This window comes from Superficieibacter electus (genome assembly GCF_002915575.1).
In the GTDB taxonomy this organism is placed as follows: Bacteria; Pseudomonadota; Gammaproteobacteria; order Enterobacterales; family Enterobacteriaceae; genus Superficieibacter; species Superficieibacter electus.
In genome coordinates, this window is record NZ_PQGD01000020.1 from 50167 (window position 1) to 73253 (window position 23087).

At 54.3% G+C, this 23087-nt stretch carries 20 protein-coding genes; 9 read left to right on the forward strand and 11 right to left on the reverse strand.

Going from position 1 to position 23087, the window contains the following annotated elements:
• The first annotated feature begins 112 nt into the window (after window positions 1-112).
• The 3 genes from ypfJ (at window position 113) to ypfH (ending at window position 3772) form a co-directional block, all read left to right on the forward strand.
• On the forward strand, window positions 113-979 hold the full coding sequence (gene ypfJ, locus CHU32_RS21325) for a KPN_02809 family neutral zinc metallopeptidase (protein WP_103677906.1): 867 nt from the start codon (window positions 113-115) through the stop codon (window positions 977-979).
• Between the two features lie 5 nt (window positions 980-984).
• The gene (locus tag CHU32_RS21330) at window positions 985-2997 is read left to right on the forward strand and encodes a tRNA(Met) cytidine acetyltransferase TmcA (protein ID WP_425444904.1); all 2013 of its coding nucleotides are present in this window, start codon (window positions 985-987) and stop codon (window positions 2995-2997) included.
• A 76-nt stretch (window positions 2998-3073) separates the two neighbouring features.
• Complete coding sequence (gene ypfH / locus CHU32_RS21335) at window positions 3074-3772, forward strand: esterase (protein WP_103677908.1); 699 nt, start codon at window positions 3074-3076, stop codon at window positions 3770-3772.
• Between the two features lie 42 nt (window positions 3773-3814).
• On the opposite strand, the gene CHU32_RS21340 is transcribed toward ypfH, so the two are convergent.
• Genes CHU32_RS21340 through CHU32_RS21350 form a run of 3 tightly spaced genes read right to left on the reverse strand, consistent with a single transcriptional unit; the run spans window position 3815 to window position 5519 of the window.
• Window positions 3815-4003 (reverse strand): YpfN family protein, encoded by a 189-nt coding sequence (locus CHU32_RS21340; protein WP_103677909.1) that lies wholly within the window; start codon window positions 4001-4003, stop codon window positions 3815-3817.
• Window positions 4004-4031: 28 nt separating this feature from the next.
• Window positions 4032-5159 carry a succinyl-diaminopimelate desuccinylase gene (dapE, locus tag CHU32_RS21345; protein WP_103677910.1) on the reverse strand — a complete coding sequence of 376 codons (1128 nt, stop codon included), beginning with the start codon at window positions 5157-5159 and terminating at the stop codon, window positions 4032-4034.
• Window positions 5160-5162: 3 nt separating this feature from the next.
• Window positions 5163-5519, reverse strand: a complete 357-nt coding sequence (locus CHU32_RS21350) for an ArsC family reductase (protein WP_103677911.1) — start codon at window positions 5517-5519, stop codon at window positions 5163-5165.
• A 618-nt stretch (window positions 5520-6137) separates the two neighbouring features.
• Between CHU32_RS21350 and ypfM the strand changes: the two genes are divergently transcribed.
• Complete coding sequence (ypfM, locus tag CHU32_RS21355; protein WP_015572204.1) at window positions 6138-6197, forward strand: protein YpfM; 60 nt, start codon at window positions 6138-6140, stop codon at window positions 6195-6197.
• 75 nt (window positions 6198-6272) lie between these two features.
• Here ypfM and acrD read toward each other — a convergent pair whose 3' ends face one another.
• Window positions 6273-9386, reverse strand: a complete 3114-nt coding sequence (gene acrD, locus CHU32_RS21360; protein WP_103677912.1) for a multidrug efflux RND transporter permease AcrD — start codon at window positions 9384-9386, stop codon at window positions 6273-6275.
• 339 nt (window positions 9387-9725) lie between these two features.
• Between acrD and aegA the strand changes: the two genes are divergently transcribed.
• The 3 genes from aegA (at window position 9726) to CHU32_RS21375 (ending at window position 13495) form a co-directional block, all read left to right on the forward strand.
• Window positions 9726-11696: a formate-dependent uric acid utilization protein AegA gene (aegA, locus tag CHU32_RS21365; protein ID WP_103677913.1), complete on the forward strand. Its 1971-nt coding sequence runs from the start codon at window positions 9726-9728 to the stop codon at window positions 11694-11696.
• Window positions 11697-11753: 57 nt separating this feature from the next.
• The gene (gene nudK / locus CHU32_RS21370) at window positions 11754-12332 is read left to right on the forward strand and encodes a GDP-mannose pyrophosphatase NudK (RefSeq protein WP_103677914.1); all 579 of its coding nucleotides are present in this window, start codon (window positions 11754-11756) and stop codon (window positions 12330-12332) included.
• Between the two features lie 119 nt (window positions 12333-12451).
• A complete protein-coding gene (locus CHU32_RS21375) occupies window positions 12452-13495 on the forward strand; it encodes a DUF1176 domain-containing protein (RefSeq protein WP_103677915.1) in 1044 nt (347 codons plus the stop codon).
• On the opposite strand, the gene tkt is transcribed toward CHU32_RS21375, so the two are convergent.
• Both tkt and tal read right to left on the reverse strand, forming a co-directional pair.
• Window positions 13485-15479 carry a transketolase gene (tkt, locus tag CHU32_RS21380; RefSeq protein WP_103677916.1) on the reverse strand — a complete coding sequence of 665 codons (1995 nt, stop codon included), beginning with the start codon at window positions 15477-15479 and terminating at the stop codon, window positions 13485-13487. The two genes, CHU32_RS21375 and tkt, sit on opposite strands and share 11 nt — an antisense overlap.
• A 21-nt stretch (window positions 15480-15500) precedes the next feature.
• The gene (gene tal, locus CHU32_RS21385; RefSeq protein ID WP_103677917.1) at window positions 15501-16451 is read right to left on the reverse strand and encodes a transaldolase; all 951 of its coding nucleotides are present in this window, start codon (window positions 16449-16451) and stop codon (window positions 15501-15503) included.
• 315 nt (window positions 16452-16766) lie between these two features.
• Here tal and maeB point away from each other — a divergent pair, with 315 nt between their 5' ends.
• The gene (gene maeB, locus CHU32_RS21390) at window positions 16767-19046 is read left to right on the forward strand and encodes an NADP-dependent oxaloacetate-decarboxylating malate dehydrogenase (RefSeq protein WP_103677918.1); all 2280 of its coding nucleotides are present in this window, start codon (window positions 16767-16769) and stop codon (window positions 19044-19046) included.
• A gap of 35 nt (window positions 19047-19081) precedes the next feature.
• On the opposite strand, the gene CHU32_RS21395 is transcribed toward maeB, so the two are convergent.
• Window positions 19082-19396: a helix-turn-helix domain-containing protein gene (locus CHU32_RS21395; protein WP_103677919.1), complete on the reverse strand. Its 315-nt coding sequence runs from the start codon at window positions 19394-19396 to the stop codon at window positions 19082-19084.
• 99 nt (window positions 19397-19495) lie between these two features.
• Window positions 19496-19741, reverse strand: a complete 246-nt coding sequence (locus tag CHU32_RS28965; protein ID WP_103677920.1) for an AraC family ligand binding domain-containing protein — start codon at window positions 19739-19741, stop codon at window positions 19496-19498.
• 14 nt (window positions 19742-19755) lie between these two features.
• Between CHU32_RS28965 and CHU32_RS28315 the strand changes: the two genes are divergently transcribed.
• A complete protein-coding gene (locus CHU32_RS28315) occupies window positions 19756-19908 on the forward strand; it encodes a hypothetical protein (protein ID WP_176691695.1) in 153 nt (50 codons plus the stop codon).
• A gap of 45 nt (window positions 19909-19953) precedes the next feature.
• Here the strand turns inward: CHU32_RS28315 and CHU32_RS21405 are convergent, their stop codons facing one another.
• Genes CHU32_RS21405 through amiA form a run of 3 tightly spaced genes read right to left on the reverse strand, consistent with a single transcriptional unit; the run spans window position 19954 to window position 23034 of the window.
• Window positions 19954-21225, reverse strand: a complete 1272-nt coding sequence (locus CHU32_RS21405; RefSeq protein ID WP_103677921.1) for a DUF1963 domain-containing protein — start codon at window positions 21223-21225, stop codon at window positions 19954-19956.
• Between the two features lie 40 nt (window positions 21226-21265).
• The gene (gene hemF / locus CHU32_RS21410) at window positions 21266-22165 is read right to left on the reverse strand and encodes an oxygen-dependent coproporphyrinogen oxidase (RefSeq protein WP_103677922.1); all 900 of its coding nucleotides are present in this window, start codon (window positions 22163-22165) and stop codon (window positions 21266-21268) included.
• Window positions 22165-23034 carry an N-acetylmuramoyl-L-alanine amidase AmiA gene (gene amiA, locus CHU32_RS21415; protein ID WP_103677923.1) on the reverse strand — a complete coding sequence of 290 codons (870 nt, stop codon included), beginning with the start codon at window positions 23032-23034 and terminating at the stop codon, window positions 22165-22167. The genes hemF and amiA overlap by 1 nt, the downstream gene beginning before the upstream one ends.
• Window positions 23035-23087: the final 53 nt, after the last annotated feature.

Sequence of the window (23087 nt, forward strand, 5' to 3'; positions counted from 1 at the left end):
CCGGGGGATGCCTGGCATCCTCTGGTTTTTTACGCCCGCTTTTCAGTGGTAATCCTGCGTTATACCGCCTACGATCATAATTAACATCAATAACTAAGTGACAGAGGTCGTTATGCGCTGGCAAGGGCGTCGGGAAAGTGACAACGTAGAGGACAGGCGGAACGATTCTGGTTCGCCAATGATGGGCGGCGGTCGTGGCTTTCGTATTCCCACGGGGAAAGGCGGGATCGTGATCCTGCTGGTGGTGGTAGTTGCGGGTTATTACGGTGTGGATCTCACTGGCCTGCTCACCGGCGAACCCGTCTCGCAGCAACAGACACAACGCTCGGTCAGTCCGCAGGATGAAGAGTCAGCGAAATTCACCAAAGTGATCCTCGCCACCACGGAAGACACATGGACAAAACAGTTCAATGCCATGGGCCGCCAGTATCAGCCACCCCGGCTGGTTATGTATCGTGGCGCAACCCGTACCGGCTGTGGTACCGGGCAGTCAGTGATGGGGCCCTTTTACTGCCCGGCAGACAGCACGGTTTATGTCGATCTCTCCTTTTACGATGACATGAAAAACAAGCTCGGCGCGGACGGTGATTTTGCCCAGGGCTACGTGATTGCGCATGAAGTCGGGCACCACGTGCAAAAACTATTGGGCATTGAAGCGAAAGTACGCCAGCAGCAGCAAAATGCGTCGCAGGCGCAGGTAAATCGCCTGTCAGTACGTATGGAACTTCAGGCCGACTGCTTTGCCGGAGTCTGGGGTAATGCCATGCAAAAAGAAGATGTGCTGGAAACCGGGGATTTACAGGAGGCGCTTAACGCCGCTGAAGCCATCGGTGACGATCGTCTGCAACAGCAAAGTCAGGGGCGGGTGGTGCCGGACAGCTTTACACACGGCACGTCTGAGCAGCGTTATAGCTGGTTTAAACGCGGCTTTGACAGTGGCGATCCGGCGCAGTGTAATACCTTCGGTACATCACTTTAATTTGAATGAAGGCTGTCATGGACGAACTGAATGCGCTGACGGCAGCGATGGCGCAGGAGGGCATTCGCCGTCTGCTGGTGATAAGTGGCTCCCCGGCATGGAGTCTGGCGCAGGCGATGTCACTACGTGAAACGCTGCCTGGCGACTGGCTGGCAGTCAGCCCGCAGGCCATGCCCGGTGCGCACTGTCTTCCGGGGGCGCTGGTCACCCTGCTGGGCCGTGAATTTCACCACGCCATTTTCGATGCGCGGCGGGGTTTTGACGTGGCAGCCTTTGCGGCACTGGGCGGAACGCTGCGTGCCGGTAGCTGGCTGGTCCTCCTTGTGCCGCCACTGGTGGACTGGCCGGGCCTGCCCGATGACGATTCCATGCGCTGGAGCGACACCCCCGAACCGATTGCAACGCCGCATTTTGTGCAGCATTTCTGCCGTGTTATCTACCAGCATCCGCAGACGCTGGTCTGGCAGCAGGGACAGCCGTTGCGCATTCCGGTTTTCTCTCCCGGACCCGCGTGGCATCCCGCGACCGGCGAACCTGACGCTGAGCAGTCGCAGGTACTTTCACAGCTTATGCCATTATCTGAAGGGATCGCGGTGCTCACCGCAGGGCGCGGCCGGGGAAAATCGGCGCTGGCAGGAATGCTTATCCGCCAGTGTAGTACAACAGCCATTGTCACCGCTCCTGCAAAAGCGGCGACCGACGTGCTGGCAGCCTTTGCGGGCGATAAATTTCAGTTTATCGCTCCCGACGCGCTGCTGGCCTCAGACAACACCGCCGACTGGTTGATCGTCGACGAAGCGGCGGCCATCCCCGGTCCACTTTTACACAAGCTGACCGCGCGGTTTAAGCGAGTGCTTCTTTGCACCACGGTACAGGGTTATGAAGGTACCGGCCGGGGGTTTTTACTCAAGTTCTGCGCTCGCTTCCACGACCTCAGGATATTCACGCTTGAACAGCCTTTGCGCTGGGCGCGAGATTGTCCGCTCGAGCAGGTTATTAGCGCGGCGCTGCTCTTTCACGATGAAACCTTCACTATACGTCCGCAGGGCAGACTCCAGCTTACTGCCGTGGCGCAGTCGGCGTGGCAGCGCCAGCCGTCGTTACCTGCCGCACTCTATCAACTGCTTTCCGGTGCGCATTATCGTACCTCACCGCTGGATCTGCGGCGGATGATGGACGCGCCTGGCCAGCATTTTTTTGCTGCACAAAGTGATACTGTCCCTGCCGGTGCGCTATGGCTGGTAGAGGAGGGCGGTTTGCACGCCGCATTAAGCCAGGCCGTATGGGCCGGATTTCGCCGCCCGCGCGGCAATCTGGTGGCACAGTCGCTGGCGGCACACGGCGGCAGCCGATTTGCCGCCACACTCCATGCCCGGCGGATCACCCGCATTGCCGTGCACCCGCTGCGCCAGCGTGAGGGCATTGGTCATCAGCTGGTTGAACGAGCCTGCCTTGCGGCGAAGGCGTGTGATTATCTTTCGGTGAGCTTCGGTTATACCCCGGAACTGTGGCGTTTCTGGCAGCGTTGTGGCTTCATCCTGGTACGTATCGGCACTCACCGTGAAGCCAGCAGCGGTTGCTATACCGCGATGGCTATTCGACCTTTTAGCGAACGTGGACAGGCAATGGCAGCTCATGAACACCAGCGACTGCGGCGAGACCTGCCCTGGTTACTATCGTGGATTGAGGAAACCTTGTCCCTGTCGCCCTGCAATGACGCTATGCTTAATGAAGACGACTGGTGGGAGCTGGCGGGCTTTGCATTTGCACATCGGCCTCTGCTTGCCTGCATTGGCAGTCTTAATCGCCTGCTCCTGCAGGTCACGCTTGCGCTTCCGGCGCTGCGCGGCAGGCTATCTCAACAGAGTGAGTCCACGCTTTGCGCCGGGCTGGGATTAAGCGGACGTAAGGCACTGCTTACTCGCCTGCGTCAGGAAACGGCAAGTGCGCTGGCCTCAGTTGACCCGGTACGTGCAGATCTACTGCGTCAGCAGGTCACGAAACTGCAATTTTTTTAACTAACTCATTCAGTTAAATGGCATGGTCATTACCCCTGGACGGCGTAAACTGCCTGTCAGTACAAAGGAGATAGCCATGAAACACGATCATTTTATTGTTCAGCGCCCTGATAAACCCGCGCAGCAGCTTTTGCTGCTGTTTCATGGCGTCGGCGATAACCCGGTCTCAATGGGGCAATTAGGTAGCTGGTTTGCGCCCCTTTTCCCCGACGCATTGATTGTCAGTGTCGGTGGCGTCGAACCATGTGGTCCCGCACCTGGCCGTCAGTGGTTTTCCGTCCAGGGTGTGACGGAGGCGAACCGTCAGTCACGGGTTGACGCCATCATGCCAACATTTATTGAAACCGTACGCGGCTGGCAAAAAGAGAGTGGCGTTGGCCCGCTGGCAACGGCGCTGATCGGCTTCTCCCAGGGCGCGATTATGTCCCTGGAAAGCAGTAAAGCTGCGCCGGGGCTCGCTTCACGCGTGATAGCCTTCAACGGGCGCTTCGCGACGCTGCCTGAAACGGCCACTACCGCCACCTCGGTGCATCTGATCCACGGCGGCGACGATCCGGTTATTGATTTGGCATGGGCGGTCGCCGCGCAGGAAGCCCTGATCGCTGCGGGAGGCGACGTGACGCTCGATATCGTTGAGGATTTAGGCCATGCGATAGACGAGCGCAGCATGCAGTTTGCGCTTAATCATCTGCGCTACACCGTGCCAAAGCGCTATTTTGATGAGGCGTTAAGTGGTGGCAAACCCAATGATGACGGGATCGTTGAGCTGTTCTGATAGTGAAAATGGCGGAAAAGGCATGCCTTCTCCGCCACTTTTTTACTTTTTCTTTGGCCAGTCATCTTCGTCGTCCCACTTATCGTTGAAATCACGATGCGGGGGTAATTCTGGCTTGTTGGCGAGAAACTTTTTATGATCGACGCGCTTAAGATCTTTAATTACGTTTAGCAATACGCCTACCAGAAAAACCAGTACCAGAATCCACCAGTATTTTGTCAGCCATTCCATGTGCGAATCCTCTACGTTGTGCGACGCCTCAGGCGACAAGTTGTTCCATAATCCGCTGATACATGCGGGCAAGCAGTTGCAGATCGGCGGCATTAACACATTCATTAATTTTATGAATGGTCGCATTCACCGGACCCAGCTCCACCACCTGCGCTCCCATGCGGGCGATAAAACGGCCGTCTGACGTGCCGCCTGTGGTTAACAGTTGCGGTTTAATTTCATTATAGTGCTCAATAGCATTCACCACCGCTTCAATCAGTTTTCCACGGCCGGTAAGGAAAGGCTGCCCGGAAAGCCACCAGTCTAGTGTATAACGCAGCTGATGTTTTTCCAGCAGGGCAATCACCTGCGCTTTGATCTGCTCATCGGTCAGTTCAGTGCTGAATCGGAAGTTAAACTGAATAAACAGATCGCCCGGAATAACATTGTTGCTGCCGGTACCTGCCTGAATATTGGCGATTTGCATGCTGGTCGGGGGAAAATAGTCATTGCCGCGGTCCCATTCAATATTGACCAGTTCGCTTAGCATCGGCGCTGCCCGGTGGACCGGGTTATCGGCCAGATGCGGATAGGCGACGTGGCCTTGCACGCCGTGGATCGTCAGGTTACAGGTCAGCGAACCGCGACGACCGTTTTTCACCACGTCACCGACTACTTCAGTACTGGAAGGCTCGCCGACCAGACAATAGTCCAGCCTTTCCCGGCGAGCCATCAGTGCCTCAACCACTTTTACCGTGCCGTTTTTAGCGCTGGCTTCTTCATCCGAAGTAATCAGGAATGCCAGCCGGCCGCGATGATGCGGAAACTGCGCCACAAAACGCTCGGCGGCGACCACCATCGCGGCCAGCGAACCTTTCATATCAGCCGCGCCACGACCAAATAACATGCCATCGCGAATGGTGGGTTCAAACGGTGGATTGATCCAGCGATCGGCATCGCCAGCAGGCACCACATCGGTATGCCCGGCAAAGGCCAGCGTTTCTCCCTGCCCACGCCAGGCCCAGAAATTCCGGGTATCGCCTACATCCATAGGCTCAATGGTAAAGCCAATCGCGCGCAGGCGTTCAATCATCAACGCCTGGCATCCCGCATCGTCGGGACTCAGGGAAGGGCGGCGGATAAGCTGCTGTGCCAGCTCAATGACCGGGCAAGACATACACTACACCTCGTCAAAATAGGTCTGGTAACCTGAATCATTAAAACCAAGCAGCATAGGCTTACCGGGCGCACAGAGCAATGGGCGTTTGATCATTGCTGGCATTTCCAGCATCAATGCAATGGCCGATGAAGTATCTTTTACCGACGCTTTTTGCGCCTCATCCAGCTTCCGCCATGTGGTGCCCCGGGTATTCAGAAGCGCCTCCCAGCCGAGCTCATCAATAAACTTTTTCAGTAGGTTCTCGTCGAGCCCATCAATACGGTAATCATGAAATTGGTATGGCTGGTCATGCTCTTCCAGCCAGCGACGTGCTTTTTTGATGGTATCGCAGTTTTTAATCCCGTATAGCGTGATCATGATTAAACCTTTTGCTTCGAGTGGAGGATTTTATTCATATATTTTGAACAAGATTTTTTATTCAATATTATCGCATAAATAGTCGCCTATCAGCGTATGTTATATAAAATGCATTTTATATACTTGTATTATCCTGCTTTCAGCCAAAATCAGATTGCGCTGAATATAAGATAGCGACATAAGCTAAACATATAAATGTGCTGATTTCTTGCACTGAGTTTTATTGTTACAGTCCTTTTTCTTCACTGTCATCATTGTCATAATATCGTCATACATGATCTTGATTGTAACAAAGATAGGACCGAGAGCTAACAATAAAGGTGCGAATGAGTCACGGTGTTAACTTGTTCTGTTACATGACTCGTGGAAATCCCCCCTATCAGGGCTGTACTGGCAGGTCACAGCACCAAAAATTGACGCAGATTATGAATCGTTTTTATTGCTGCAGAATGTTGCAAAATATTGCTGCATGTCACATTTATCATTCTGCTTTACGCGCATATTATTGTTAACCCAACAGCAGTACCCAGGAGGCAACAATCATTGCAGTGGCGTAAATTTCTTCACATAGAATAAAGAATTTTGTAAAATAGCAATAATAAGAAAGAGAGGTTGTATATGATTGAACGTGAACTGGGGAACTGGAAAGATTTTATTGAAGGCATGTTGCGCAAATGAAATCCTGAGCAGTGTAGACAGAACAAAGAAAAGCGACCACTAAGGTCGCTTTTTCATTCATGTCCGTTGAACATCTTACTCCGGACGCGGTTTTAGCGGAAAGCGGCGGCGTACCAGCACAAAGAACAGTGGGACAAAGAAAATTGCCAGTATTGTCGCCGAAAGCATGCCGCCGATAACCCCGGTACCTACCGCATGCTGGCTTCCTGAGCCTGCGCCGGTACTGGTCGCCATCGGCAGTACGCCAAAGATGAAGGCCAGCGAAGTCATCAGAATAGGCCGCAGGCGCTGACGACAGGCATCAAGGGTAGCTTTAATTAAATCCTCACCTTTCTGATTCATTTCATTGGCGAACTCAACGATGAGAATGGCGTTTTTCGCCGACAGGCCGATGACCGTAAGCAGCCCCACCTGAAAATACACATCGTTCTCCAGCCCGCGCAGCCAGGTAGCCAGCAATGCACCCAGAATCCCCAGCGGCACCACCAGGATCACCGAGAACGGGACTGACCAGCTTTCATAGAGTGCGGCCAGGCACAGGAAAATTACCAGCACCGTGAGGGCATAAAGCGCCGGTGCCTGCGCGCCGGAAAGCCGCTCCTGATAAGACATCGCGGTCCACTCAAGGCCGAAGCCACCGGGTAACTGACGAACCAGTTTTTCCATGGTGTCCATCGCACTGCCGGTACTGACGCCCGGTGCAGCTTCCCCGACAATCTCCAGCGCGGAATAGCCATTATAACGCTCCAGGCGTGGCGAGCCGGTTTCCCAGCGCGAGGTCGCAAAGGCGGAGAAGGGCACCATATTGCTGTCCTTATTGCGCACATACCACAGATTGATGTCATCCGGCAGCATGCGGTATTTGGCGGCGGCCTGGACATAGACTTTCTTCACACGCCCGCGATCCATAAAATCGTTAACGTAGCTCGAGCCCCAGGCTGTCTGCAGGGTGTCATTGATATCATCAATGTTGACGCCCAATGCCTGAGCTTTACGCTGATCGATATCCACCTGTAATTGTGCGCTGTCATCAAGCCCATTGTGACGCACCCGGGTCAATGAGGTATCTTTTCCCGCCAGTTCCAGCAGCTGGTCGCGCGCGGCCATCAGCGCGTCATGACCTTTTCCGGCGTGGTCCTGCAACTCCATATCAAAACCCGCCGAGCTGCCAAGACCGCTGATCGCGGGAGGACTGGTGGCAAACACACGCGCTTCATTGATATGAGCAAAGGCTTTCGTTGCACGTTCAATAATGGCGGAGGCCGATCCGCTGTGCATGTCGCGGTCATCCCAGTCCTTAAGACGAATAAACATGCGCGCCACGTTCTGCCCGTTACCGCCGGGGCCGGAACCGATAGTGGCAAAAATAGAGGTAACGTTATCCTTTTCCTTGCTGAAGAAATAATCTTCTACCTTCTGTACGACCTTAAGCGTTTGTTGCTGCGTCGAGCCGCTGGGAAGCTGAACGGAGGTAGTAAACATGCCGCGATCTTCCTGCGGCAAAAAGGAGGACGGCAGGCGAAGAAAAATAAACACCACGCCACCGAGCAACAGAACGTAAATCAAAATCCAGCGCAGACTGCGATGGAGAATTTTCCCTACCCCGGATTCATAATATTGCGCGCTACGGTTGAAGGTGTAGTTAAACCAGCCGAAAAAGCCGCGCTGGCCGTGATGTTCGCCTTTATGTAACGGTTTAAGCAATGTACAGCACAGGGCAGGGGTGAGGATCATCGCCACCAGTACGGACAGGACCATCGCCGAGACGATGGTGATGGAAAATTGACGATAGATTGCACCCGTGGTGCCGCCAAAAAACGCCATGGGGACAAACACGGCAGACAGGACCATGGCAATGCCCACTAGCGCTCCCTGGATCTGCCCCATCGATTTACGCGTGGCCTGCCGCGGCGTCAGCCCTTCTTCGCTCATGATACGCTCAACGTTTTCCACCACCACAATGGCGTCATCGACCAGCAGGCCGATGGCCAGCACCATGGCAAACATTGTCAGGGTATTAATACTGTATCCAAAAGCGTAAAGCACCGCGAAGGTGCCCATCAGTACCACGGGAACGGCAATCGTCGGAATTAAGGTGGCGCGGAAATTTTGTAAGAACAGGAACATCACCAGAAAAACCAGCACAATGGCTTCCAGCAGCGTTTTGACCACATCGGTGATTGAGGCTTTAACGAAAGAGGTGGTCTCGTAAGCCACTTTATATTCCAGACCGTGCGGAAAATACTCTGACAGGGCATCAAGACGCTTTAACACCAGTTCCGCTGTCGCCATTTCATTGGCCCCGGATGCCAGCTTAACGCCAAGACCGGAAGCAGGCTGGCGATTATAGCGGCTGAGATAGTCATATTTCTCAGCCCCCATTTCCACACTCGCCACATCACCAAGCGTCACATCCGAGCCGTCCTGATTGACCCGCAGCGTAATGTCGCGAAACTGCTGCGGTGTCTGTAATAAGGACTGGGAGTTGATTGTTGCGTTCAGCGCCTGCTTATCGACCGACGGCGTACCGCCGAGCTGACCCACTGCGATTTGCGCGTTCTGGGACTCGATAGCGTCAGTGACATCCTTCGCCGTCAGTTGAAAACTATTGAGTTTTGCCGGGTCCAGCCAGATGCGCATGGAGTATTGCGAGCCATACGCATCAATGTCGCCGACGCCGTTGATGCGGCTGAGTGGCTCCTGGATATTACTGGCAACGTAGTCGGCAATATCCTGCTTATCCATGCTGCCGTCGGTGGACACAAAGGCGATGGTCAGAATATTGGTATCGCCGGTTTTACGCACGGTCACGCCCTGATCCTGCACCGCCTGCGGCAATTTACGCATTGCCGACTGGAGCTGGTTTTGTACCTGCTGCACGGCTTCATCAGGATTGGTACCCGCGATAAAACTTAACGTAACGGTAGCCTGGCCAGTGGCGCTGCTTTGTGATGACATGTACATCAAATTATCGAGACCGGTCATATTCTGTTCGATAACCTGCGTAACCGTATTTTCCAGCGTTTGTGCCGATGCGCCGGGGTAATTAGCCGTTATACGCACATTAGGCGGGGCCAGATCGGGGTATTGCTCAACGGGTAACGAAAAAATTGCCAGGGTCCCCATCAGGCACAGCAGAATCGCCAGCACCCAGGCAAAAATGGGGCGATCAATAAAGAAATTCGCCATCGGAATCAGAACCTCATCTTGCTCATTTTTTGTTATTGCATTGCTTGCATCACTGTAGCGGCAAGGCCGGGTGTAATCGTGGAGAAATTAAGGAGATAATGTAAATTATCATGCCGCTTTCCTGTCCTTCTCTACATTCGCTTACTGTCGGGAGGTATTCCATCCAGACCGGGCGGATGAAACGTAATTTCAAACGGCATGAAATAAATTGATCTACTACAGGTTCGCGCAATATAGCGTGAATTTCCAGGCAAATGTCCATTGCCGGGGTGATGGAGTTCGGTTAAGAAAATACACCTATGGAAATTGAGGCTTATTCCGCAACAAGAGAACCCCGCCATGAATCATTTTATTATGGCCGATAGTCAACAATGTATTGCCTGCCATGCCTGCGAAGTGGCCTGTGTAATGGCGCATAATGATGAGCAGCATGTCATCGCAAAATCCCATTTCCGCCCGCGTATTACTGTGGTGAAAAATGGCGAGCAGCGAAATGCCATTACCTGTCATCACTGTGAAGATGCGCCCTGCGCGCGTAGTTGTCCCACAGGCGCTATCCAACTGGAAAATCACGCCCTACAGGTTAACGACGAAAAATGTATCGGCTGCAAATCCTGCGTGGTGGTCTGCCCGTTTGGTACCATGCAAATGGTGATCACTCCTGTCGCCCGAGGAAGAGTGACCGCCACCGCGCATAAATGCGATCTGTGTGCGACGCGGGAGGCCGGGCCTGCCTGCGTACAGAACTGTCCGGCGGATGCGCTGCATATCATGAGTTCAGAGCGGCTAACTGAACTGGCAAAAGCCCGCCGGTTAAAGGCTGCCAGACGTGAAACGCAGCCCTGGCCTGCCGAAACCGCAACGCCGGTTCTCAATAAGCGGGAACAAATGGATGCCACGCCGCCGCGTGGCGAGCCTGACAAGCTGGATCTCGCCGCCCGTAAGACAGGATTTGCGGAAATTTATCTACCGTTCACTCACGCGCAAGCGCAGGATGAAGCCGCGCGCTGCCTGACCTGCGGTGAGCACAGCATTTGTGAATGGAGCTGTCCGTTACATAATCATATTCCCCAGTGGATCGACCGCGTTAAACAGGGCGATATCACTGCGGCGGTTGAACTCTCACATCAGACCAACTGCCTGCCGGAGATTACCGGCCGCGTATGTCCGCAGGATCGATTGTGTGAAGGGGCCTGTACCGTGCGCGATACCCACGGCGCGGTGACGATTGGTAATATTGAACGCTACATTTCCGACCAGGCGCTGGCCGCAGGATGGCGGCCTGATGTAGGGCAGGTGCCCAGCACCGCTAAACGTGTCGCCATTATTGGTGCTGGGCCGGCGGGTCTGGCCTGCGCCGACGTGCTGGTACGTCAGGGCGTACAGCCGGTGGTCTACGATCTCCATCCGGAAATTGGCGGGCTGCTGACCTTTGGCATTCCCGCCTTCAAACTCGATAAATCGCTTCTTGCCCGGCGTCGGGAAATCTTTACCGCGATGGGCGTTCGTTTTGAGCTTAATTGCGAAATCGATAAAGACATTCCGCTGGCTACCTTGCTGGATGAGTACGATGCGATCTTTATTGGCGTTGGTACTTATCGCTCCATGAAAGCCGATCTGCCTAATGAAGATGCACCGGGCGTATATGACGCGCTGCCGTTTTTGATCGCCAACACTAAAAACGTGATGGGACTGGAGGCCTCGCCACAGGCTCCCTGGATCAACACCTGCGGACAAAATGTGGTGGTGCTCGGCGGTGGTGACACGGCGATGGACTGCGTGCGCACCGCGCTACGTCACGGGGCCAGCAATGTAACCTGCGCCTATCGCCGTGATGAAGCAAACATGCCAGGCTCGAAGAAAGAGGTCAAAAATGCCCGCGAAGAGGGGGCACAATTTGAGTTTAACGTCCAGCCAGTAACCATCGAGGTTGACGAAGCCGGGCAGGTTAGCGGCGTGCGTTTTCTGCGCACGCAGCTTGGCGAACCCGATGAGAAGGGGCGTCGTCGTCCAAAACCCATCTCCGGAAGCGAGTTTGTCATGCCAGCCGATGCGGTCATTATGGCCTTCGGTTTTCATCCCCACCGTATGCCGTGGCTGGAAGCGCAGGGTGTTCAGGTCGATAGCTGGGGACGGATTGCCGCCAGCGTCCACAGCCACTATCGTTACCAGACCAGCAACCCGAAAATCTTTGCTGGCGGTGATGCGGTGCGGGGCGCTGATTTAGTAGTCACTGCGATGGCGGAAGGGCGTCACGCGGCGCAGGGCATTCTGGACTGGCTTGGGGTCAGCACGGTCAACGCGCATTAACGACAAAACGGGTTCCGCGGCGTAAGATAGTTATTCTTTCTCACTCGCGGAGCCTGTATGTCGTTCAAGATTGACGTAATAAAAGATAAGATCCTCTCCGAAAACTACTTTGTTCTGCGCAACATTACCTACGATTTAACGCGTAAAAATGGCGAGGTTATCCGCCATAAGCGCGAAGTGTACGATCGGGGTAACGGTGCGACGATCCTGCTTTACAACCGCGACAAACATACCGTGGTGCTGATTCGCCAGTTTCGCGTCGCGACATGGGTAAACGGCAATGCTGACGGGCGACTGATTGAAACCTGCGCAGGACTGCTGGACGACGACGAGCCGGAAGCCTGCATTCGCAAAGAAGCGATTGAAGAAACCGGCTACCGGGTTGGCGAGGTGCGTAAAGTGTTCGAACTTTACATGTCTCCCGGCGGCGTGACCGAAATCGTCCACTTTTTCATTGCTGAATATGATGATTCGCTGCGTGCGAATGCGGGCGGTGGTGTGGAAGATGAAGACATTGAGGTACTGGAAATTCCCTTTAGCTGTGCGCTGGAGATGATCGCGAACGGTGAAATCCGTGATGGTAAGACGGTGATCCTGCTGCAATATCTTCAGGCTTGCGGGCTGATGCAACAATGATTTCAGGCCTGACACTTTTTAATTAGCGCAATCCGATAATTCTGATTGAGCGGCACATTTTTGCCAGTACAGTTACGCCCTGTGTGAAATGACTCTATTCTGCCGGGGCTGTGCCGTTCATGTATTTTCGCGTTTTGCTGTTTTGGTTTATCGGAGGGTGTTGGGCCTCTGCAGCGTGGGCTGCGCCCGCGCAACAGGCATTTACTGACTGGCAGGTTACCTGTAATAACCAAAATTTTTGTGTCGCGCGTAATACCGGCCAGCATTTTGGTTTCGTGATGACACTAAGCCGCAGCGCGGGGGCGCATAACGATGCCGGCCTGCGTATTGAACTTGGTGGACTCACCCCTCCCTCTGCAAAACCTGCTGCCATTGCTCCGCGCCTCCTCTTTGATGGACAACCACTGAAAGTCACGCCGCCACGCTGGCGCATCGATCCGCTTCGCGTTATTACTGGCGACGGCGCGACGGTCGCCGCCTTTTTAGCCCAGATTCAGGACGGGCAGGAAATTACCCTGGCTGGCGGGCAACAAAAAATTTCCCTCAGGGGGCTGAAAGCCGCCCTGCTGTTTATTGACGATCGGCAAAAACGTGTTGGCAGCCAGACGGCGTGGATCAGTAAGGGCAACAAGCCTCCTCTGCGAGTTCCTCCCGCGCCAGCCCTTAAAGAAGTGGTGGCAGTGAATCCAACCCCAACGCCGTTAACTCATGAGGAGCGCAGCGCGCTACTGGACTACGGTAACTGGAAAATGAGTAATATTCAGTGCTCATTAGATCCCAGCCGTCGTGAAGTCCGTATCTGGGCGCTGACTGACAATAAAGCGCTGATGGCGATAAGCTGTGAAGCGGGTGCCTACAATACGGTTGACCTGGCATGGCTGGTGTCACGACGTAAGCCTTTTACCTCCTGGCAGGTACGTTTACGCTTGCCGTTTACTCCGGGAAGCGGTGAAACGGATATGGAACTGATGAACGCTGGCTTCGATGAGAAAAACCGTGAGTTGACAACGCTGGCAAAGGGAAGAGGAATGGCGGATTGCGGTATCCAGACGCGCTGGCGTTTTGACGGCCAGCGCTTCAGTCTGGTGCGATATGCCGAAGAGCCAAGTTGCGATAACTGGCAGGGGCCAGATGCCTGGCCCACCTTATGGATCACCCGTTAAGCACTTTCTTCGCTTTTTCGACGATATTTTCTACGGTGAAGCCGAAGTACGGGAACAGTTTTTCCGCCGGGGCAGATTCACCGTAGCCGGTCATTCCGACAATCGCGCCTTTCAGGCCAACGTACTTATACCAGTAGTCGGCGATCCCGGCTTCCACCGCCACGCGTTTCGCAACGTCTGACGGTAATACCGATTCCCGGTACTCTTCATCCTGGCTGTCAAAAGTATCGGTCGAGGGCAGGGAAACCACCCGCACCGCCACGCCTTCCGCGCGCAGTTTTTCTGCCGCCAGAACGGTAATTTCCAGCTCTGAACCGGTGGCAATCAGGATCAGATCCGGTTTGCCGCCCGCATCTTTCAGCACATAACCGCCGCGAGCAATGTCCGCCACCTGTTCCGGGGTACGTTCCATCTGCGCCAGATTCTGGCGAGAGAGGATCAGCGCCGTCGGCCCGTGATGGCGCTCGATCGCCGCTTTCCATGCCACGGCAGTCTCAACCTGATCGCAGGGACGCCAGGTGCTGAAATTCGGCGTCAGTCGCAGACTGGCGAGCTGCTCCACCGCCTGGTGCGTCGGGCCATCTTCCCCAAGCCCAATGGAGTCGTGGGTATAAACCATGATCTGCCGCGCCTTCATCAGTGCCGCCATACGCGCCGCGTTACGGGCGTATTCAACAAACATCAGGAAGGTGGCGGTATAAGGAATAAACCCGCCGTGATGGGCGATACCGTTGGCAATCGCCGTCATACCGAATTCACGCACGCCGTAGTGAATGTAGTTACCCGCCAGATCTTCTTTTATCGATACCGACGCTTTCCAGATAGTCAGGTTACTCGGCGCAAGGTCAGCCGAGCCGCCGAGCAGTTCCGGCAGGCTCGGGCCATAGACATTAAGCGTATTTTGCGAGGCTTTACGGCTGGCAATTTTCGCCGGTTCCGCCTGCAATTTCGTGATGTAATCCTGCACCGTTTGCTGCCAGTTTTCCGGCATCCCGCCGCTCATCCGGCGGTTGAATTCCGCTGCCAGTTCCGGGTGAGCTTTCTCGTAGGCCGCCATTTTGGCTTTCCACGACTGCTGGCCTTTTTCGCCACGCTCGCGCGCATCCCATGCCCGGTAAATGTCTTTTGGGATCTCAAATGGCGGATGGTTCCAGCCAAGCTGCTTACGCGCCAGCGCAACTTCTTCTTCGCCGAGCGCCGCACCGTGAGATTCCTCTTTACCGGCTTTATTCGGCGAGCCGAAACCGATAATGGTTCGACAAATGATTAAGGACGGTTTGTCTTTAACACTTTGCGCTTCCTGAATCGCTCTTTTGATCGCCTCCGGGTCATGACCGTCAATCTCATGCACTACATGCCAGTGATACGCCTCGAAGCGCTTCGCCGTATCATCGGTAAACCAGCCCTCGGTTTCACCGTCGATGGAAATACCGTTGTGATCGTAGAAGCCAATGAGCTTGCCAAGACCGAGCGTCCCCGCGAGTGAACACACTTCATGAGAAATGCCTTCCATCAGACAGCCGTCACCCATAAAGACATAAGTATAATGGTCAACGATGTCATGATCCGGCTGGTTAAACTGGGCCGCCAGCGTGCGTTCCGCAATCGCCAGACCGACGGCGTTGGCCAGACCCTGACCCAGCGGCCCGGTGGTGGTTTCAATTCCCGGCGTATAACCAATCTCCGGATGCCCCGGCGTTTTGGAATGCAACTGGCGGAAATTTTTCAGTTCCTCAATCGGCAGATCGTAGCCGCTCAGGTGGAGCAGGCTGTACAGCAGCATTGAGGCGTGGCCGTTAGAGAGAATAAAACGGTCACGGTCATACCACGTCGGATCGGTCGGGTTGTGCTTAAGGAAATCATTCCACAGCACTTCAGCGATATCCGCCATGCCCATCGGTGCGCCAGGGTGACCGGAATTGGCCTTCTGGACCGCATCCATACTTAGGGCGCGAATGGCGTTGGCAAGCTCTCTTCGGGACATAATGTTCTCCGTGACAATAAGTTACAGTTTAGCGGCCAGCAAATCTTCGAGTTTGCGCTGATCGACGGCAAATTGACGAATACCGTCCGACAGCTTTTCTACCGCCATAGGGTCCTGGTTATGCTCCCAGCGGAATTCAGCTTCGGTCATCGGTGCCGGACGATGGAAAGTGGTCGAAGGCGGCACCAGTTTGCGTTCAACCGGCTCGTTACTGTCCTGCAATTTTTGCAGCAGGTCCGGGGAAATGGTCAGGCGATCACAGCCAGCCAGCGCCAGGATCTGCTCGGTTTTGCGGAAGCTCGCCCCCATAACGATAGTGGGGTAGCGATGCTGTTTGTAATAATCATAGATGTTGCGTACCGATTTAACGCCCGGATCTTCATCAACGCGATAAGGGTCCATTGGCTTGCGGGTGTTATACCAGTCGTAAATACGGCCCACGAAAGGCGAAATCAGAAATACACCCGCTTCCGCGCACGCCCGCGCCTGGGCAAAAGAGAAAAGCAGCGTCAGATTACAGTTGATGCCTTCTTTCTCCAGCTCCTCTGCGGCGCGAATGCCTTCCCACGTCGAGGCCAGCTTGATCAGAATGCGCGATTTATTAATGCCCTGATCCTGATAGAGCTGGACAAATTTCCGTGCTTTCTCAATGCTTTTTTCTTTGTCATAGGACAGACGCGCATCCACTTCGGTAGAGACGCGGCCCGGCACACTTTTCAGAATTTCCACACCAAAATTGACCGCCAGTTTGTCGCTGGCTTCCGCCACCTGCTGCTCCTGGGTCTTGCCGCGCTGCTTGCCATACTCGATCGCGTCTTTAATCAGATGCGCAAAGTGATCGAGCGCTGCGGCTTTCAAAAGCAGAGAAGGATTGGTGGTGGCGTCTTCCGGCTGGTAGTGGCGAATAGATTCGATATCACCGCTGTCGGCTACAACGGTAGTGAACTGTTTAATTCCGTCTAGCTGGTTCATTAAAGACTCCTTAAAAAGCAAATAGTTATACGAGTGCTTAGGCTCGCACTTCTGGATAAAAAACAACGTACATAACCAAAAAGCATAGCAGAAGCAGGCGGCCTTGCTGCGCTGAGGTGCAACGAGTTGGTGTGTGTTTTGTTAAAAAACTGTATTTTTAGATGGTAAGAGTTTGGTGTCCTTCAAAGTTTAGGAAGCCGTCTGGGGTGATACTAGACGCTATACCACCGGTGAGCCTCTCTTACACCGGGATCTCTGTAGACCTCCAGGTGAACATCAGGATCACCTTTAGTCCGAAATGAAAGGAACAAGAAGATGGATGACCAGTTGAAACAAAGCGCACTTGATTTCCACCAGTACCCTGTTCCGGGGAAAATCCAGGTTTCTCCTACTAAACCGCTCGCCACCCAGCGCGATCTGGCGCTGGCCTACTCGCCGGGCGTGGCGGCACCGTGCCTGGAAATTGAGAAAGACCCGCTGGCAGCGTACAAATACACCGCGCGTGGCAATCTGGTGGCGGTGGTGTCTAACGGTACTGCCGTACTGGGTCTGGGCAATATCGGCGCGCTGGCAGGCAAACCAGTGATGGAAGGCAAGGGCGTTCTGTTTAAAAAATTCGCCGGCATCGACGTGTTTGATATTGAAATTGACGAGCACGACCCGGACAAGCTAATCGACGTCGTTGCAGCGCTGGAACCGACCTTCGGCGGGATTAACCTCGAAGATATCAAAGCACCAGAGTGCTTCTATATTGAGAAAAAACTGCGTGAGCGCATGAATATTCCGGTATTCCATGACGATCAGCACGGCACGGCGATCATCAGCACTGCCGCCATTCTTAACGGTCTGCGGGTAGTGGAGAAAAATCTCTCCGACGTGCGGATGGTGGTTTCCGGCGCGGGCGCGGCGGCCATCGCCTGTATGAACCTGCTGGTGGCGCTGGGGATGCAAAAACACAATATCGTGGTTTGCGACTCCAAAGGCGTTATCTATAAAGGCCGCGAGCCGAATATGGCGGAAACCAAAGCGGCTTATGCGGTGGAGGATGACGGCAAACGCACGCTGGCAGACGTAGTTGAGGGCGCGGACATCTTCCTCGGCTGCTCCGGGCCGAAAGTGCTGACCCCGGAGATGGTGAAAAAAATGGCCCGCGCGCCAATGATCCTCGCGCTGGCGAATCCGGAGCCGGAAATCCTGCCGCCGCTGGCGAAGGAAGTGCGTCCGGACGCCATTCTTTGTACCGGACGCTCAGATTATCCGAACCAGGTAAACAACGTGCTGTGCTTCCCGTTCATCTTCCGCGGTGCGCTGGATGTCGGCGCAACCGCCATTAACGAAGAGATGAAGCTGGCGGCGGTACACGCGATTGCTGAACTGGCGCATGCTGAACAGAGCGAGGTTGTGGCGTCAGCTTATGGCGACCAGGATTTGAGCTTTGGCCCGGAATATATCATTCCTAAGCCGTTCGATCCGCGCCTGATTGTGAAAATCGCCCCGGCAGTGGCAAAAGCGGCGATGGACTCCGGCGTGGCGACCCGTCCTATCGAAGACTTTGATGCCTACGTCGATAAACTCAGCGAGTTCGTCTATAAAACCAACCTGTTTATGAAGCCGATCTTCTCCCAGGCGCGCAGCGAACCGAAGCGTGTCGTGCTGGCGGAAGGGGAAGATAACCGCGTGCTGCATGCCACGCAGGAACTGGTTACCCTGGGTCTGGCAAAACCGATTCTGGTCGGGCGTCCGGGCGTGATTGAAATGCGCATTCAGAAACTGGGCCTGCAAATCAAACCCGGCGTTGACTTTGAGATCGTTAATAACGAATCCGATCCGCGCTTTAAAGAGTACTGGATGGAGTACTACAACATCATGAAGCGCCGTGGTGTCACGCAGGAGCAGGCGCAGCGGGCGGTGATCAGCAATACCACGGTGATCGGCGCGATCATGGTGCAGCGTGGTGAAGCCGATGCCATGATCTGTGGTACCGTTGGTGATTATCATGAGCATTTCGGCGTGATCCAGCAACTCTTCGGCTACCGCGATGGCGTGCATACGGCAGGGGCGATGAATGCGCTGCTGTTGCCGAGCGGCAACACCTTTATTGCTGATACCTACGTCAACGACGATCCAACCCCTGAACAACTGGCAGAAATCACCGTAATGGCAGCGGAAACCGTACGTCGCTTTGGTATTGAGCCGCGTGTGGCACTGTTATCGCATTCCAACTTTGGCTCATCGAACTGCGCCGCCGCGACCAAAATGCGCGAGACGCTGGCGCTGGTTCGCGAGCGTGCGCCGGAACTGATGATCGACGGTGAAATGCACGGTGACGCCGCGCTGGTTGAAAGCATCCGTAACGAGCGTATGCCGGACAGCCCGCTGAAAGGCTCGGCCAATATTCTGGTGATGCCGAATATGGAAGCGGCCCGCATCAGTTACAACCTGTTGCGCGTGTCCAGTTCGGAAGGCGTGACGGTGGGGCCGGTACTGATGGGCGTGGCGAAACCGGTGCATGTATTAACGCCGATCGCTTCTGTGCGTCGTATCGTGAATATGGTGGCGCTGGCAGTGGTGGAAGCGCAGACGCAGCCGCTGTAATTGGTGCAGATAAGGTAATTTGATTGCCGCTCACCCTACCGGTGAGCGGCATTTTTCTGTCGGTTCTTGCGATAATCAGTCGGTGAAATACCGATGTGATGGCGAAATACTTTAGAAAACAGCAGCGCATCCTGATAGCCGACGGACAAGGCAATTGTGGCGATCGCGTAGTGCGTATTGACGAGTAGAGCCTGTGCTTTATCCATTCTGACGCGCGTCAGATACTCTTTTGGGCTTTGCCGAAATTCCTGCGTAAATAACCGGTGTAAATACGTTCTGTCAATGTTCAGATAACACGCAATTTCGTCAATGCGGATATTTCTGTCGTAGTGATTGCGTATGTATTGCATTGCCTGAATGGCAATTTTTTTTGGGTTTTTTGCGCGCGGACTGCTCTTCGCTCGGAAAGGTCTGGCATAAAAGATAAATGATTTCGGTCAATCTGGAGGTTAACAAAATGTCGCTATTCGCGCCCAGGACTGATATTTCAATGATTTCGCTAAACAGATTTTAATAATCCCGGCCTGACTTTCATGAAATACTGGCTCCTGCGGTGACAGTCGACAGCGTTGCAGATAATGTTTGACCAGCGAACCACGAAATCCCATCCAGAAAAATGACCAGGGCGTCGCCTGGCTGGCTTCATATTTAATGATTTCCCCCGGCGCTATTTTGCTACCGCCGGACCCACGCAGAACGCTGCTGGCTGGTGATTGCCAACCTGTCTGACGAGGGAGTGCCTTTCCCGGACGGTATTGAGATCGGCGACAGCCTGCAGGTTGTTATCAATAACTATCCAGGGGAGCAGGTGGAAAAAACGCTGTCTCCCTGGCAGGCGATGATCATTGAGATGGTGTGTTAACGATTACTCCGGGCGGCTTCCGGGCTGCCCTGCCACACTTGCGCCTTACGTTTGCTGAAACGTCGTCGCGGTAGTGCGACATTGCGGGCAGATAAAGCCATAAATGAGTCCTTCGCCATACGGATCAATATCCTGATAATCAATCTGCGCAACAAACATCATGCTCTGAGTACAGGCAGGACATTGCGGATACTCCGCATCCTGAATCCACGTCGGATGACCGCCAAGCTGAGAAAATGTCGTTGGCAGGAACTGATCTGCGGCGAAGAGCGGGGCGCGAGGTTCAGCGAGTTCTACAGCATTCACAGGAAGCAGCAGCCAGTCGTCCGCACGGCGTGTTGCCAGCGTGGTCGACGCGTTTTGGTCAGACCAGTGCGCCTGTCCTTGTGAGTCAATCTTTCCATAAACGGTGCCATAAGCGCTACAGCATTCACAGGTCATAATGCGTATCATCAGGGACCAGTCCCCAATGTTAAGGCCAACGGCAGCGGGGGAAATTTCAAATAAATTGGTAAGTTTTAGCGAGCAGTTAGGGCAGTTGTCGCCGCGCGTTACGGCAACGCGGAGTCTTTCAGGTTGAGGTAGCGCCTGTTTTTGTAGATGAAAACACGCTGAAAAATAGAGGTTACGCCGGTGGCCTTCTTCGGTCAGCTCCCATCCGGCCTCGCGGGCATAGTCCTCAGGCGGCACATAAAGCGAATCACGCCAGGACGGCGGCACTTGTCGCCAGCGGGCGAAGGATTCGACAACGACTTCATCACCGATCCAGGCCAGGCATTGCAGCAGTAAATTGCGATTTTTCGCATCGGTTTCTACCTGCTTTAACAGCCTGTCGCGTACATCCGGCGGGGCGCGGTGAAAGGGCAACGCCGACCAGAAATCGACATCGTCGTCAAACGTCCATTTACGCAAGCTGTCATCAAGATTGGCCCCGGTAAAAGCCGCCAGGCACAGCAGGATTTCCATCGCTTCACTGTGACTTCCTTCATCCAACAATACCGTTGCATACGCCGCCATGTTGCTGGCTTGATCGGCTGTGAGCCGCAGATAGAGTTCATCGGTGGGGGAAGGGCACGGCGTCCAGGAAATGAGTGGGTCATGCTCCCGTGGCTGATGCACCAGTTTAAGCATCTCAACCGGATCGCTGACGCCTGCAAAGGCGTTGATGGTTTTCCTGTTCAACCGAATATAGTCATCATATTCCTGCTTTTTTCGGGCGTTAACACAGGGCATACAAAAGCCCTGCGTGCGGGCCGCCGTTTCGGGCAGGATACGGTTTGTGCATTCGGGATTTTTACAGGGAAGGCGATCGGTCATTTTGCGTAGCTCCTGCTATCAGAAATGTGGATGCCGTTGGTCACACCCAATCCCGCACCTTAATAAACTCGCTTAGCGCCGCTTCCGGGCTACCGTCTTCCGGCTGCCAGTCATACTCCCAGCGTACCAGCGGTGGCATTGACATCAGAATTGACTCCGTGCGCCCACCGGTTTGCAGGCCAAATAAGGTGCCGCGATCCCATACCAGGTTGAATTCCACATAACGGCCGCGACGGTAAAGCTGGAAATTGCGCTCGCGTTCGGTGAATGGTATTCCCCGGCGACGGGCGACAATAGGCATATACGCCGCGGTATAGCCTTTTCCGACCGCCTGCATAAAGGCGAAGCAGGTATCGAAATCCGGCGTATTCAGATCGTCAAAAAACAGGCCGCCGATGCCGCGCTGTTCATTGCGATGTTTGAGAAAGAAATAGTCGTCGCACCACTTTTTATAGCGAGGGTAAACGTCGTCGCCAAACGGCTGACAAAGATCGCGCGCTGTGCGGTGCCAGTGTACTGCGTCCTCTGCAAAACCATAATAAGGCGTTAAATCAAAGCCGCCGCCAAACCACCACACCGGATCGGCACCCGGTTTTTCGGCGATAAAAAAGCGCACGTTGGCATGGCTTGTTGGAACATAGGGATTACGCGGGTGAACCACCAGCGATACACCCATGGCTTCAAAACGACGTCCGGCAAGTTCCGGGCGGTGCGCGGTAGCGGAGGCGGGCATCTGTGCGCCAAAGACGTGTGAAAAATTGACGCCCGCCTGCTCAAAAATACCGCCATCGCGCAGCACCCGGCTGCGCCCGCCGCCGCCTGCTTCGCGTTGCCAGTTATCTTCAGTAAAGGGGTGGCCGTCTTGTGCAGCAAGCTGCTGACAAATGTCATCCTGTAACTGGAGTAAAAAGGCTTTAACCTGCTGCGCATCGGGTTTCATTAACGTTTCTTCGCGTGAGCTTTTTGATTATCGAACCAGTGAAAATAGCTGATGATGCCAGAGGCAATCGCACTGGCAATCTTCTGGCGAAACGCTGTGGTACCGAGCAGCTTTTCTTCTCCCGGATTGGTGATAAACGAGGTTTCCACCAGCACCGAAGGAATGGACGGAGACTTCAGGACCACAAACGCCGCCTGTTCCGTACTCCGGCTATGCAGGCGATGCACTGGCTTAATTTTCTTAAGGATATGTGAGCCAAGCGTCAGGCTGTTTTTAATCGTGTCGGTCTGCACCAAATCAAACAGCACCTGCTGGAGAAGATGATCTTTGTCGGTGGTTTTTTTACCGGCCACTTCATCCGCACGGTTTTCACGATCGGAGAGATATTTCGCCATCGCGCTACTTGCCCCCCGGTTGGAGAGGGCAAAGACCGACGCGCCAGCCGCCGAAGGATTGGTAAATCCGTCCGCATGGATCGACATAAACAGGTCAGCGCCGTGCTGATGGGCGATTTCAACGCGATCGTAAAGCGGAATAAAGGTGTCGCCAGAACGCGTTAGCCGCGCATCAATACCCTGGCTTTGTAAAATGGAACGCACGTTTTTGGCAATCGCCAGTACGACATGTTTTTCTTTGGAACCGTTGCTACCAATCGCGCCGGTATCAATACCGCCATGACCCGGGTCGAGAACCACCACGCGCCTGGCTCCGCTTTTTTTTGCTGCGGGCTTGCTATGACTGTTACTTTTTTTAAGGGGTTCATCCTTCGCCATCGCGTGGGAGATGCCTGACAGTGTCAGGGCGGCCAGCCCGGCTTTAAGTACCTGGCGGCGCGAGGCGAGTTTTTTTAGGGGTTTAAAAGTGCTCATTCGGCCTGGGTTGTAAAGAAAAAGGTGACAGATGTTATATCGTATCGCGAGTG

What these genes read in the sequence shown, in the direction of transcription:
- maeB (WP_103677918.1), top strand. Translation starts at nt 16,767, where the DNA reads ATGGATGACCAGTTGAAACAAAGCGCACTTGATTTCCACCAGTACCCT.
- dapE (WP_103677910.1), bottom strand. Translation starts at nt 5,159, where the DNA reads ATGTCTTGCCCGGTCATTGAGCTGGCACAGCAGCTTATCCGCCGCCCT.
- nudK (WP_103677914.1), top strand. Translation starts at nt 11,754, where the DNA reads ATGTCGTTCAAGATTGACGTAATAAAAGATAAGATCCTCTCCGAAAAC.
- ypfH (WP_103677908.1), top strand. Translation starts at nt 3,074, where the DNA reads ATGAAACACGATCATTTTATTGTTCAGCGCCCTGATAAACCCGCGCAG.
- CHU32_RS21405 (WP_103677921.1), bottom strand. Translation starts at nt 21,225, where the DNA reads ATGACCGATCGCCTTCCCTGTAAAAATCCCGAATGCACAAACCGTATC.
- amiA (WP_103677923.1), bottom strand. Translation starts at nt 23,034, where the DNA reads ATGAGCACTTTTAAACCCCTAAAAAAACTCGCCTCGCGCCGCCAGGTA.
- CHU32_RS21375 (WP_103677915.1), top strand. Translation starts at nt 12,452, where the DNA reads ATGTATTTTCGCGTTTTGCTGTTTTGGTTTATCGGAGGGTGTTGGGCC.
- aegA (WP_103677913.1), top strand. Translation starts at nt 9,726, where the DNA reads ATGAATCATTTTATTATGGCCGATAGTCAACAATGTATTGCCTGCCAT.
- ypfJ (WP_103677906.1), top strand. Translation starts at nt 113, where the DNA reads ATGCGCTGGCAAGGGCGTCGGGAAAGTGACAACGTAGAGGACAGGCGG.
- tal (WP_103677917.1), bottom strand. Translation starts at nt 16,451, where the DNA reads ATGAACCAGCTAGACGGAATTAAACAGTTCACTACCGTTGTAGCCGAC.
- CHU32_RS21395 (WP_103677919.1), bottom strand. Translation starts at nt 19,396, where the DNA reads ATGCAATACATACGCAATCACTACGACAGAAATATCCGCATTGACGAA.
- CHU32_RS21340 (WP_103677909.1), bottom strand. Translation starts at nt 4,003, where the DNA reads ATGGAATGGCTGACAAAATACTGGTGGATTCTGGTACTGGTTTTTCTG.
- tkt (WP_103677916.1), bottom strand. Translation starts at nt 15,479, where the DNA reads ATGTCCCGAAGAGAGCTTGCCAACGCCATTCGCGCCCTAAGTATGGAT.
- acrD (WP_103677912.1), bottom strand. Translation starts at nt 9,386, where the DNA reads ATGGCGAATTTCTTTATTGATCGCCCCATTTTTGCCTGGGTGCTGGCG.
- CHU32_RS21350 (WP_103677911.1), bottom strand. Translation starts at nt 5,519, where the DNA reads ATGATCACGCTATACGGGATTAAAAACTGCGATACCATCAAAAAAGCA.
- hemF (WP_103677922.1), bottom strand. Translation starts at nt 22,165, where the DNA reads ATGAAACCCGATGCGCAGCAGGTTAAAGCCTTTTTACTCCAGTTACAG.
- CHU32_RS21330 (WP_425444904.1), top strand. Translation starts at nt 985, where the DNA reads ATGAAGGCTGTCATGGACGAACTGAATGCGCTGACGGCAGCGATGGCG.